This window comes from Amycolatopsis sp. NPDC051106 (genome assembly GCF_040682775.1).
Classification (GTDB): domain Bacteria; phylum Actinomycetota; class Actinomycetes; order Mycobacteriales; family Pseudonocardiaceae; genus Amycolatopsis.
Genome location: NZ_JBFBBQ010000008.1, coordinates 1 through 12,372, shown reverse-complemented (window position 1 = coordinate 12,372; position 12,372 = coordinate 1). Strand labels below are relative to the sequence as shown.

The 12,372-nt window shown below is 69.5% G+C and carries 11 protein-coding genes; 6 read left to right on the top strand and 5 right to left on the bottom strand.

What is annotated here, in order from left to right:
• Positions 1 to 58 precede the first annotated feature (58 nt).
• On the top strand, positions 59 to 2,014 hold the full coding sequence (locus AB0M83_RS08935; RefSeq protein ID WP_364514617.1) for a family 43 glycosylhydrolase: 1,956 nt from the start codon (positions 59 to 61) through the stop codon (positions 2,012 to 2,014).
• Positions 2,015 to 2,575: 561 nt separating this feature from the next.
• Here the strand turns inward: AB0M83_RS08935 and AB0M83_RS08930 are convergent.
• Together AB0M83_RS08930 and AB0M83_RS08925 are read right to left on the bottom strand one after the other, a co-directional pair.
• Positions 2,576 to 2,881: a helix-turn-helix transcriptional regulator gene (locus tag AB0M83_RS08930; protein ID WP_364515052.1), complete on the bottom strand. Its 306-nt coding sequence runs from the start codon at positions 2,879 to 2,881 to the stop codon at positions 2,576 to 2,578.
• A gap of 259 nt (positions 2,882 to 3,140) precedes the next feature.
• Positions 3,141 to 4,583 carry an amidase gene (locus AB0M83_RS08925; protein WP_364514614.1) on the bottom strand — a complete coding sequence of 481 codons (1,443 nt, stop codon included), beginning with the start codon at positions 4,581 to 4,583 and terminating at the stop codon, positions 3,141 to 3,143.
• A 302-nt stretch (positions 4,584 to 4,885) separates the two neighbouring features.
• Here AB0M83_RS08925 and AB0M83_RS08920 point away from each other — a divergent pair, with 302 nt between their 5' ends.
• The 3 genes from AB0M83_RS08920 to AB0M83_RS08910 all read left to right on the top strand — a co-directional run bounded on the left by AB0M83_RS08920 (position 4,886) and on the right by AB0M83_RS08910 (position 7,416).
• Positions 4,886 to 5,359: a hypothetical protein gene (locus AB0M83_RS08920; protein WP_364514611.1), complete on the top strand. Its 474-nt coding sequence runs from the start codon at positions 4,886 to 4,888 to the stop codon at positions 5,357 to 5,359.
• A gap of 690 nt (positions 5,360 to 6,049) precedes the next feature.
• The gene (locus AB0M83_RS08915) at positions 6,050 to 6,493 is read left to right on the top strand and encodes a nuclear transport factor 2 family protein (RefSeq protein WP_364514609.1); all 444 of its coding nucleotides are present in this window, start codon (positions 6,050 to 6,052) and stop codon (positions 6,491 to 6,493) included.
• Between the two features lie 230 nt (positions 6,494 to 6,723).
• Positions 6,724 to 7,416, top strand: coding sequence for an ANTAR domain-containing protein (locus AB0M83_RS08910; RefSeq protein WP_364514606.1), 693 nt, complete (start codon positions 6,724 to 6,726; stop codon positions 7,414 to 7,416).
• 884 nt (positions 7,417 to 8,300) lie between these two features.
• Here the strand turns inward: AB0M83_RS08910 and AB0M83_RS08905 are convergent.
• Positions 8,301 to 8,438, bottom strand: coding sequence for a hypothetical protein (locus AB0M83_RS08905; protein WP_364514604.1), 138 nt, complete (start codon positions 8,436 to 8,438; stop codon positions 8,301 to 8,303).
• 32 nt (positions 8,439 to 8,470) lie between these two features.
• Between AB0M83_RS08905 and AB0M83_RS08900 the strand changes: the two genes are divergently transcribed.
• The gene (locus AB0M83_RS08900) at positions 8,471 to 9,001 is read left to right on the top strand and encodes a dihydropteroate synthase (protein WP_364514601.1); all 531 of its coding nucleotides are present in this window, start codon (positions 8,471 to 8,473) and stop codon (positions 8,999 to 9,001) included.
• Between the two features lie 38 nt (positions 9,002 to 9,039).
• On the opposite strand, the gene AB0M83_RS08895 is transcribed toward AB0M83_RS08900, so the two are convergent.
• Positions 9,040 to 9,879: a dioxygenase gene (locus AB0M83_RS08895; RefSeq protein ID WP_364514598.1), complete on the bottom strand. Its 840-nt coding sequence runs from the start codon at positions 9,877 to 9,879 to the stop codon at positions 9,040 to 9,042.
• A 171-nt stretch (positions 9,880 to 10,050) separates the two neighbouring features.
• On the opposite strand from AB0M83_RS08895, the gene AB0M83_RS08890 reads away from it, so the two are divergent.
• Positions 10,051 to 11,580 (top strand): 4-hydroxyphenylacetate 3-hydroxylase N-terminal domain-containing protein, encoded by a 1,530-nt coding sequence (locus AB0M83_RS08890; protein ID WP_364514595.1) that lies wholly within the window; start codon positions 10,051 to 10,053, stop codon positions 11,578 to 11,580.
• A gap of 63 nt (positions 11,581 to 11,643) precedes the next feature.
• On the opposite strand, the gene AB0M83_RS08885 is transcribed toward AB0M83_RS08890, so the two are convergent.
• The coding region (locus AB0M83_RS08885; RefSeq protein ID WP_364514592.1) for a helix-turn-helix transcriptional regulator at positions 11,644 to 12,372 on the bottom strand (729 nt) is incomplete at its 5' end.

Below are 12,372 nucleotides of genomic sequence, written 5' to 3'. Positions count from 1 at the left end.
AAACACCTGGCCGTGCACCGGACAAACCCCTGAGTGAACCGGATCGAGGAGGAACGCCTTGGCACACCGAAGGTTCCGGACCGCCGCACTGGCCGCGCTCGCCGTCACCGGCCTCACCGCCGGGGTGCTCACGGCCACCCCGCCCGCACAGGCCGCGGCCGGCTGCGCGGTCACCTATTCGAAGACCTCGGAATGGCAAGGCGGCTTCGGGGCGTCGGTTTCCGTGACCAACCTGGGCGAGCCGATCACCGGCTGGACGCTCGAGTGGTCCTTCGGTTCGGGCCAGCAGGTCGGCCAGCACTGGAACGCGACGATCACCCAGGCCGGCACCGAGGTGAGCGCGACGAACGTCGCCTACAACGCCACCATTCCCACCGGGAGCAAGGCGGAGTTCGGGTTCACCGGCTCCTTCACCTCGGCCAACCCGGTCCCGCCGTCGTTCCGCCTCAACGGCGTCTCCTGCACCGGCGGCGTGGAACCCACGACCCCGACCACGACGACGACACCGAACCAGCCGTCCACGTTCACGAACCCGGTGCTCTGGCAGGACTTCGCCGACCTCGACATCATCCGCGTCGGCAACGCGTACTACTACTCCGCCTCGACGATGCACTACTCACCGGGCGCGCCGATCCTGCGCTCCTACGATCTGGTGAACTGGGAGTTCGCCGGCCACTCGGTCCCCAAGCTCGACTTCGGCGCGAAGTACGACCTGAACGGCGGACGCGGTTACGTGCGCGGTATCTGGGCATCGTTCTTCAACCACCGGCCGAGCAACGGCACGTTCTACTGGGGCGGCTGCGTCGACTTCGCCAAGACCTACATCTACACCGCCACCGCCGTCGACGGACAATGGGCGAAGCACGCCACGATCGACAAGTGCTACTACGACGCCGGCCTGCTCGTCGACGACGACGACACGATGTACGTCGCCTACGGCAACACCACGCTCAGCGTCGCGCAGCTGTCCGCGGACGGGAAGTCCGAGGTTCGCTCCCAGCAGGTCTTCCAGACGCCGTCGAACATCGGCACCCTGGAAGGTTCCCGGTTCTACAAGCGCAACGGCAGCTACTACATCTTCGTGACCCGCCCGGCCAACGGCCAGTACATCCTCAAGGCGAGCAGCCCGTTCGGCCCCTACACCGTCCAGCAGGTCCTGCTGGACCTCCCGGGACCGATCCAGGGCGGCGGTGTCCCGCACCAGGGCGGCCTGGTGCAGACCCAGAACGGCGACTGGTACTACATGGCTTTCGTCGACGCCTACCCCGGCGGACGCGTCCCCGCGCTGGCGCCCGTCACCTGGACGGCGGACGGCTGGCCCCGCCTGCAGACCGTCAACGGCCGCTGGGGTGCGACCTATCCCAAGCCGGACCTGCCGCCACCACCCCGGCAGGTCGAGCCGATGACCGGCACCGACACCTTCCCGGGCCCGGCGCTGGGACCGCAGTGGGAGTGGAACCACAATCCCGACCCCACCAAGTTCTCCGTCGGCAACGGGCTCAGGTTGGCCGCCGCGACAGTCACCGGCGACTTGTACTCCGCCCGCAACACCCTGACCCGCCGCATCCAGGGCCCCACTTCCACGGCCACGGCCACGCTCGACCTGACCTCGATGCGCGACGGCGACCGAACCGGCCTGGCGATGCTGCGCGACTCCTCGGCGTACATCGGTGTGAAGCGCGAAGGAGGCCGCAACCGGGTCGTCATGGTCAACGGGCTGACCATGGACGGCAACTGGAACACGACGGGAACGGGAACCGAAGTGGCCGCCGCGGCCGTGACCGGTACTCGGATCTGGCTGCGCGCCAACGCCGACATCCGCCCCGGCACCGGACGCCAGGCCAAGTTCTCCTACAGCACCGACGGAGTGACCTTCACCCCGCTCGGCACCCCGTTCACCCTCACCAACGCCTGGCAGTTCTTCATGGGCTACCGATTCGCCGTGTTCAACCACGCCACCCAGGCCCTCGGCGGCGCGGTCACCCTCCAGCGGTTCGACCTGACCAGCCCGTAGCCGGCCATCCTGAACTCCGTAACAGGAACCGGGCCGGCGCGCAGGAACAGTCTTGTGGTCTGCCGGCCGATGGGCAGGTCGAACGTGCGGCCGTGCCACTTGACCCGGTGAAGCCGACCCCGACAGTTGCGGCGGCAGGAAAGGGTCCGCGGTGACCACCCGGTTTTCCCCAGCCCGGCGATACTGGTGCGGCCCCGTCCGGGCGCGCGCGACGACCTCCGCCGCTTCCGGGCCGAGCTGCTGCACCCGGAGCCGAAGCACCTCGGCAGCCTTGCGCGGATGTGGGTACAAGCTGCCGTCGACCACGGCGTAGCCGTAGGGGCACGGCCGCCCTGATACCGACCTTCGCTGCAACCTGCGCGTCCATCGCCGCGCGTACCCGCAGCTGGACGTGCCGACGCGCGGACTCGCTCATCCCTCCGAGCAGACTCATCAGCATCACGTGCGACGGGTTCCGCGCCTCGAACCGACCGCCCAGCTCGGGCACCCACAAGTCAACGCCATACGCCGCCAGTCTGGGCGCAGTCAGGGAGAACTGATTCCCTCTCGATCCACCCCCGCTCAACCGGCGACAAAGCGAGCGTGGTCGGCCACGCCTGCGGGCCTTCGAGCCGACGCCTCGCGCGCCCGCGCGCGGTACCGACCCGGCGCGTTGCCGTGAGCACGGCTGAAAGCCCTGCTGAACGCGGGAAGCGAGGTGTAACCGACTCCGGCGGCGACGCTTTCGACCGTGTCATCGGTGTCGCGCAGCCGGACCGCGGCGAGGTCCATCCGCCACTGCGTCAGGTAGGCCCCGGGACTCTGCCCGATCGCCGCTGGGAACCTGCGGGCGAGCGTCGCGCGGGACACCGAGACCGCCGACGCCAGGGTGGTCGCGGTCCAGGGCCGGGACGGCTCACGATGGATACGTTCCAGCGAGAGAACGTGTTCCAGGTCTGCCGTCCGGAGCGATCATGGCGACAACGACCGGAACGTCCGAAAATGCCGAATTGCGGATGTCCATTCAACGCTGAGGTCGTCTTCGCGGCTACCGGATTTCGCGTCTGTAGCGCGCTTCCCCTTTGATCAAGACGCGGCTGGGAGACCCTGCCGGGGATGGGCGGGCTGGCTAGCTGGGACGGGCACATCAGGGCTGGAGTGGCGGGCGGCGGTCGCGGACCGGGCTGACCGATTCGAGTCGTTCGGCCAGCGCGAGGAGGTCGTGGTCGGCCCACCAGGTGCCGACGAGCTGGACGCCGATGGGCAGGCCGCTCGCGGTCGTCCCGAACGGCAGCGAGACGGCGGGTAGGCCGGTGAGGTTGAAGGGCACCGTCGCCCGCATGACGTTGCGGGCCGGTACTTTCTTCCCGCCAACAACGTAACTGGATTGCGCATGCGGCGGCGCCGGGATCGTCACGACCGGGCAGACGAGCACGTCGTAGTCCTGGAACCAGCCCGCGAACACCGACCTCAGCTGTTCCACCTCGCGCTCGGCGGCGAGGTAGTCGGCGATCGTGACGTCGGGTGCCTGGAGCGTCCGCGCGATCACCGGATGCAACTCCGCCTCCCGGCCGGCTGTGATGTCGCGCAGGTAGGGCAGCATCTCGGCGGTGAACAGCGTCGCCGAAATCCGCGTGCAGTCGTGCTCGGCGAGCCACGGGATGCCGACCTGCTCGACCGGGAAACCGAGGCCCGACAAGGCCGTGGCCGCCGCGGCCACCGTGCCGGCCACCTCGGGGTCGATCGGGCCGAACGCGTCGGTGGTCCAGCCGATCCGGACGGGCCCGCCGGGCCGGGCGGCCCGGGCGGCGGCGGGCAGGGCGACCGCGTAAGGGTCCAGCCTGTCGGGGCCTTCCAGCAGGGACAGCGCCAGGCGCAGGTCGCGCACGCTGCGCGCCATCGGGCCGGTGTGCCACCACCGCCGCAGTACGTGCGGGAAATGACCGGTGCACGGCACCCGGCCGTGGGTGGGTTTGATCGAGGCGATGCCGGTGTCGTGGGCCGGTCCGCGCACGGAGATCGCGACGTCGCTGCCCAGGCCGAGCGGCGACAGACTCGCCGCGATGGCCGCGGACTCGCCACCGCTGGAGCCGCCGGGGGTGCGCTCGGGGTCGTAGGGGTTGAGTGACCGGCCGGCGAGCAGGTTGTCGGTCTCGGTCCAGTACGACATCTCGGGCAGGTTGGTCTTCGCCAACGGGATGCCGCCCGCAGCCCGCAGCCGTGCCACGGCGGTGGCGTCGGCCTCCGGCACATGATCGGCGAACAACGACGATCCCCGGGTGGTCCGCACACCCTCGGTGTCGAACGAGTCCTTGATCGTGAACGGCACGCCACCCAGCGGGCCGGTATGCGGGCGAGCGGCAGCTGCGAGGGCCTGCTCGCCCAGCACAGTGACGAACGCGTTGACCCGCTCGCCCAGCGCCTCGATGCGATCCAGATGCGCCTGCACGACCTCGACCGCGGTAACCTCGCCGACGGCTATCAGGCGCGCCAGCTCTGTCGCGTCGAGCCAGACCAAATCCATGGTGACCATCATCGATGATCGTAATGATGGGAGCCGGCACCCATCATCGGCGCCCGAGCCGCGCAACGCGGCGGCAAGACCGTGACCGCCGGCCGCACCCCCAGTGGCGCACGACCACCACACTCATCTGCCGCGGGTGGCGTGCTCCCCGGCCTTGCGTGTCGCTAACGCATTCGGAGTCAGACCTGCAGATCTTCTTCACCTGGTGCGGCGAACGAGACCTCGCTCCGCTTCTACCGCACCTGCGTCATCGACACCGTACTCGAGCACTCGCCGGCGGAGTACGTCCTGCGCCCGTTGGTGCCCAACGGGCCCTCGGCCTGTCACACCTGCAGTTCGAGGCACTGCTGAGCGCGGCGCGGGAATCGGTGAACCCGTTCGGCTTCGCGCTGGTGGCGATGTTCGGCCTACTCGGCCTCCGGGTGTTCGAGGCCTGCGGCGCAGACATCAGCGACCTCGGCGAAGAACACGGACACCGGGTGCTGCGGGTGGGCGGCAAGGTCGTGCTGGTGCCCTTGCCGCCGGCAGTCGGCCGGGCGATCGACCGAGCCGTTGGCGACCGCGAGCACGGTCCGATCCTGCTCAACCGACGAGGCGTCCGCATGGACCGACACTGCGCCACCCGTCGGCTACGCCGGCTGGCCGAGGCCCGCCATGCCGACCCACGCACGACCATGCGCTACGACCGCGCCCGCAAAACCTCGACCGGCACCCGAACTACATTCTGGCGGCGTACATGGCGTCCGCAACCTGACACCCAACGCACTGTCTTGCCGATGACCGGACGCGTGGTTCTCAAGGTCAGCTCGTCTCCGCGCCCTCCGCTGTGGGGCGCTGACTGATGGCGCGAGGCGAGTGGTCCGGTCGGTGCAGCAGTTGCGCTCCAGCGATGCTCGTCGTCTGAGTGCCGGTGCCGGCCGAACCACCCGACACCTCGAGCACCGTCTGCTCGAGCACTCGTCCTGCGAACGTGACAAAGGGGCGGGATCATGTCGACATGGGGGAAAATGCGGAGATCTGGCGACGCTCAGTGGTCGGTGGGGTCGGCGCTGGGCTGGTGGTCGCGTTGCTTACCGGCACGTTCACCCGGGCGCCTTGGTGGCTGGCCGGGGCTGCGGGTGGCGTGTGCGCGGCCGTGGGGTGCGCAATCCTGGTCCGTGCGTCACACGCTCAGTTACGCGTAGCGCGGCAACTTGCTGGCGAGCTGGTGACGTTCCAGCAACTGCGGCAGGCCTCACGGGCTTCTCAGTTCGGCCCGGTTCCCAAAGAACCCGTCGTGTACGAACTCGCCGTCGGCCTTGCCGAGCGTAATCTGCGGCAGGCACAAAGGAATCGGATCTGGACGGCGGCGGTGTTTGCCTTTGTGGCGGCGATAAACCTCGTCGTTCTGCTATCCGGTGACCTGTGGGCGCTATGGAGGGTGTTCGGCTTCAGTCTAGCCACCGCAGCCTCGCTGATCGGGCCTCGGTTGCAAGCCCGACGCTTGAAGCGGCTAGCCTCGGCCAAGGCGGCACCGAGTGAACGGGGTTGGGATGAGCTTGAGCGTCGGCGACCGCCTGGAGATTCATGAGGTGATCGCGCTCCACGGTCACCTCTGTGACGCCGGCAGCTATGACCGGTTCGACGAGGTGTTCACACCCGATCTCGAGGTTGACGTCAGCGATCTTGGTCTGCGACCGGTACCGGCCGATGATTCATCCCAGTCGAGGCTGGACACGTATATCGCTGTCGCGCATCAACGAGCCCCAGGCAGTGCGCTTGCCGTGCACGTCACGAACGTCGTCGTCGGTGAAGACGGCGACGGCGCGCGGGCATGGTCAAAAGGGATCACCGTGAACCAAGATGGTTCGGTCGCCAGTTTCACCTACGCGGACCAGTTCGTGCGCACGAGTCAGGGCTGGCGGATCAGGCGTCGGAAAGTCTCACCTCGACGCGAGCCTGGAGGCGGGGTCGAGCCACTCGTGCTGCCAGCCTGAACGCCGGTTCCCGGCTCGCCCCTTTCTAGTCGAGGGCGCCGGGGACCGGTCCCCGGTTCACGGCAGCCGCCGGACGAGGACCTCCGCCGGCGAGCGCGCGGTCACGATCGGGTTTGGCACGCCGACTCGCGAGCCGAGCTCTCGAAGACGCTTGTCACCGAACCGATTGAGCTCGTCCGGCAGCGGGTACTTCGATCCGGTTCCCCGCGGCCGAGGCGAAAGGAGTCCACATGTCGTCGACGGCTCTGCTGGACATGATCGGAGCGCGTCCCGCGTTCCAGGCCTCGCGAGCGCCCTACCTCGTGTTGGACCTCGACCTGCGAATCCATGCGGCGAACGCTGCCTACGCCGCGGCGACTCTGACCACCGAAGCGGATCTTTCCGGCACGTACCTCTTCGACGCCTTCCCCGACAACCCGAACGACCCGCGCGCCGATGGGACGGCCAACCTGTCGGCTTCGCTCGAGCAGGTGCTGCGCACCGGCCGCCGTCACCACATGGGCACCCAGCGCTACGACGTGCCCGACATCGATCACCGAGGCCGTTTCGTCAGGAAGGTCTGGTCGCCGCTGAACGTTCCGCTGCGTGACGCGGAAGGTCTTCTCGTCGGAGTGCTGCACCACGTCGAAGACATCACCGATCTCGACGGTCTCCTCGCCGCCGGCACCGGAGGGGTGCCGGATGTGGACGCGGCCGACCAAGCCCACCAGGCCGATCTGGCGGAGAACCGGAACCTGCGGCTGGCTTTGCGCACCCGAGGAGTCATCGAGCAGGCGAAGGGCATCTTGATCGGGCAACGCGGCTGCACGCCGGACGAGGCGTTCGCGCTGCTCGTCGCATTGTCCCAGGACACGAACACCAAGTTGCACCTCGTGGCCCGGACCCTCGTCGACGACACGCTCCGCCGCGCCGACAACACCTGATCCCGGTTTCGCCGCGCAATGGCTCAAACGGACTGAAGCGAGTCAATGAGCAAGGATGTTGCCGAAGTCGTGGCCCTTCTCGCCGAAGAGGTCAGCGGGCACGGCCGATGGCAGTCGCCGGCCGGTGCAGCCGGTCGCACCACTGGCTGGCCGGAACGCCGCCACCGAAGCTCGGCAGAAAGGTGTTGGGGTTTGCGCATCCCCGCCACGATGCTCGGACAAAGCCGCCGCGACGAGCAGACCTAGTCCAAGTTACAAATCTAGCGACCGCCGGTCGACTCTTGACCAGCAGGTCAACCAGGTCCGATGTCGGAACGGATCCGACGATTACACCAAACCAACTGGCCCTTTTCTGAAATCCCCGTGCAAATGGGCCAGCTCACTCGGCTGCCCCGCCACCCACGACAGACCGTCGGCTGCGAGACAGCCACTGAGGAGCAGCTACTAGCAAGGCGGTACAGGGGCCGAAGGCCTCTGGTGGTGCTGCGCTATCGGTTGGATTCTGGTTGCGGCACCGAGGTCTGGATCGTGCAGGCCCGGCGTCATTGGGCGCTGCGGTGGCAGTTGGTCATTAGCCCCCCGAGCGGCTGACCGCCACCCCAGCGTCCGGGCCAATGATAAGAAGCGCGTCTACGCTGGCACAATCTCCGTCAACGAGGTGTCACCTGAGCTGCTTGATGTACCGCGGGGTGCGGGGAGCCGCGGACGTCCCCGCAAACCGTTGACGACGAGCCGACGGCAACGCGGGCCGTGGGACGCTCCACCGGCCTGGCGCTGTCCCTGGTGACCGGCGACGTCAAGTTCATACTGGTGAAGGAATCCTTCGGCACCGAAGCCGAGGCGATCCACCAAGGCCACGTCCCTCCGCTGCCGAGACAGTCCGCTCACTCCTCCTTGGCAACGAACACCCACCGATTGCTCGCCAGCGCGTCACCCGGCACGGGATCCAGGCCCGCGCCGAGCTCCGCCGAGAACTCGAACGGTGTGCGCACGGACGTCGACCAGCCGAGGGAACGGAACACACCCGCGGAGTCCGGGCGGGGCCGAGGCCGCGGTGGCCGCCGGTGCCGTGCTGGTCAACGACGTCAGCGGCGGCCTGGCCGACCCGGACATGGCTCGCTGCGCGGCGGACCTGGGCACGCCGTACGTCGCGATGCACTGGCGCGCGCACAGCGCCCGGATGCGGGAGCACAGCCACTACCGCGATGTCGTCGCCGACGTGCTGGACGAGCTGAGGTGCCGGCTGGACGCACTCGGCGCCGCGGGACTCCGCCCGGACCGGGTGATCGTCGACCCGGTGCTGGGGTTCGCGAAGACCGCCGAGCAAACCTGGCAGCTGGTGCGGCGGCTCGACGAGTTGTCCGCGCTGGAGCGGCACATCCTGGTCGGTGCTTTCCGGAAGTCGTTCCTGACGGCCGTCGTACCCGGGTCCGCAGCCGACGCCGCCTCGCGCGAGGTGGCCACCACGGCGGTGACCGCGGCGGTGGCCGCACGCGGCGCGTTCGCCGTCCGGGTGCACGACGTGCCGGGCTCGGTGGTGGCGGCGAGGGTCGGCCGCCTGCTCCGGCGAACCCCCGGCCGGTGAACCGGGTCAGTCGCCCCGGCGGGGCCGGGGCGGCGGCTTCAGTTCCGGCGATCCAGCACGAAGGTGTGCTCGACGAGGTCGAACGGCCCGTCCGGCCCCTCCCGCAGATCGCGCCGGTAGAGCAGCGACCGCTTGGTGCCGAACACCGGGTCCTGGGCGAGGTACGGGTCGTCGTCGCGGAACAGCATCGTCGTCACGGTCGAGAAGCCCGGTGCCGCGATCCGGACGTGGATGTGCCCGGGCCGCATCACCGGCCGGCCGGTCGCGCGCATCAGCTCGCCGACCGGTCCGTCGTCCGGAATCGGGTACGGGGCCGGCGCGATGCTGCGGATCTCGACCGTGCCGTCCCGGCCCGTGCGGAACAGCCCGCGCATCGCGGCCGCGTCCAGTCCGGGCACGTCGGAGTCGTAGTGGCCGTGGCTGTCGGCGTGCCACACGTCGAAGTCGGCGCCGGCCACCGGAGCGCCGGCGGCGTCGACCACGGTGGCGCGGAACAGCAGCGGCGTACCGGGCAACCCGTTGGAGATATCGGCTCCGTCGGGGAATTCCGGCCGCGCTTCCCGGTAGAAGGGGCCCTGGACGCTGTTCTCCGTCGCGTCGGTGCTGCGCCGGTGGTTGACCGCGTCGACGAGCGTGGTCACCCCGAGCACGTCGGAAAGCAGGATGAACTCCTGCCGGGTGTCGTCGGACTTCCGGCCGGTCCGGGTCAGGAAGTCGATCGCGTGCGCCCATTCGGCCTCGGTGAGGTCCACGTCCCGGACGAAGTCGTGCAGGTGCCGCACCAGAGCGGACAGCACGGTGCGGACGCGCGGGTCCGGCGTGTCCACCATGGTCCGCAGCACCGCTTCGGTGACGCTCTTTTCGTCCGGGTCGAGCATGGTCTGCCTCCTCGCGTTCGTGCCGGAAAGGTAGCCGGGCCGTCGTTAGCCGCGGCGAAATCCGGTGTTAGCGCGGATTCACCCGGTGGCAACGGGGTTTCCTCACCTCGTCGCGCGGCACTGTCGGCACCGGCGCACCGGAAGGCGCCGACGATCGGAAAGGAGCGACCTGTGCTGCGAACCGGTAAGGAATACCTGGACGCACTGGACGATGGCCGGGTGGTGTGGGTGGGGGACGAAAAGGTCGGCAACGTGGCCACCCACCCGAAAACGCGTGACTACGCGAAGCGCCTCGCGGACTTCTACGACCTGCACCACCGGGACGACCTGCGCGACGTCATGACGTTCGTCGACGACGACGGCGAGCGCCGCTCGATGATGTGGTTCCGCCACACGACGAAGGACGAGCTGAGGCGCAAGCGCCGTTATCTGGAGACGGTGATCCGCGAGCTCGACGGCGGCGCTGTGCCGCGGACGCCGGACGTCAACAACTACGTGCTGCTCACCTACGAGGACGACCCCGTGCCGTGGAGCGAGCAGTCGCAGGGCACCGGCGGCCGGGACCTGACCGTGGGCATCCGGGAGTTCTGGGACCTGATGGTCGAGGGCGACCTCAACGCCGCGCCCGCGTTCGTCGACCCGCAGACGGACCGGTCCCGGGAGTCGGCGCAGGCCGAGTCGCCGGCGCTGCGGATCGTGGAAACCCGCGAGGACGGCATCGTCGTGCGCGGCGTCAAGGCCATCGCGACGGGTGCGGCGTTCGCCGACTACATCCACATCGGCGTGTTCTTCCGCCCGGGTATCCCCGGCGAGCAGGTGATCTTCGGCGCGGTCCGCACGAACACCCCCGGGGTCACGCTGGTCTGCCGGGAAAGCACCGTGAAGGAAGGGCAGTACGAAGAGCACCCGCTGGCCGCCAAGGGCGACGAGCTGGACACCACGATCCTCTTCGACGACGTCTTCATCCCGTGGAACCGGGTCTTCCACATCGGCAACCCGAAGCACGCGTCGCTCTACCCGCAGCGGGTGTTCGACTGGCTGCACTACCAGGCGCTGGTGCGCCAGACGATCCGCGCCGAGGTGATGGTCGGCCTGGCCCTGCTGATCACCGAGCACGTGGGCACCTACCAGCTGCCGCCGGTCCAGGCCCGGCTGGCCCAGCTCGTCGGCTTCCACCAGACGCTGCGCGCCCACGTGCTCGCCTGCGAGGAAGACGGCTTCACCACTCCGGGCGGCCTGTACAAGCCGAGTGTGCTGCTGTTCGACTTCGGCCGGGCCTACTACCTGGAAAACGTGCCGCGGATGGTCAACGAACTGATCGACCTGGCCGGGCGCTCGTCGCTGATCTTCCCCACCGAGAAGCAGTGGAACCAGCCGGAACTGCGCCGGTGGCTCGAACCGTTGCAGACGGGACCGATCGGACGGCCGCACGACCGGCTCAAGATCAGCCGCGTGATCCGGGACCTGTACCTCTCGGACTGGGGTGACCGGATCAGCGTGTTCGAGAACTTCAACGGAACCCCGTTGCTGGCGGTGCGGATGCTGACGATGAACCGCGCGGAGATGGCGCCGGCGGGCCCGCTGACCGAGCTCGCGCGGAAGATCGCCGGTATCGGGCCGGCCACCCCGAAGGACGACGGGAAGACGGACTACGCCGGGCAGGCCGCTTACGCGCGCCAGCAGGACGCGCGGGCCCATTGACCCCGAGACCGCGGCTCGGGACGGCCGGTGCCCACCGCCCGGCCGTTCCGAGCCGTCACCACGTCATCGGCCGGGGAGTGCTCCCCGGCTGACGGCGTCGGCGCGGTCGTGCGCGCCCAGCTTGCGGAACACCGACCGGACGTGGGTTTTCACGGTGTTGTGGGAGACGTGCAGTTCGGCGGCGATCTCGCGCAGGGTCAGCGGCCCGGCCAGGGCGCGGAGCACGGCCCGTTCCCGGTCGGACAGCACGGCCGGGCGAAGCTCGGGCACCCCGCACGGCCACCGTTCCTCGAACAGGCCGGCGAGCACCGGGCCGGGCCGCACGCCGGTGAGTGCGGCTCGCGCCCGGGCGCGAGCCTTCCCCCGGTCGCGAGCGTCCCCCGGCGAGGTGGACTGCGCGTGGAGCAGCGCCGCGAACGCCTCCGCGTGCGGAAGGAGCGGTACCGGAGCCGAAATTCCGCCGCTGGCCGCGCCCGCCAGGCACGCCATCGCGACGACGGGCGCCACGCACCGCGTCGGGTCGGGCTCGTGCAGGGCCACCGCTCGCGCCGCCGAGGCCAGTGCCGCCGTGGCGTCGCCGGCGAGCAGCAACCCGGCCGTGCGGGCGTCCAGGGCCCGCACGGCGACATCCCGGTAGCCGAGCTCGTCCGCGTCGCGAGCCGTCACGCCCAGCCGGTCGACGACCTCGGCTGCCCGCCCCTCCCACACCCCGGCGGCGCCCAGCGCGGCGGCGGCCATGAGCAGCCACCAGGACCGGCCGGGCCCCCCCCCGGGGGCGGCGGGCACCCCGGC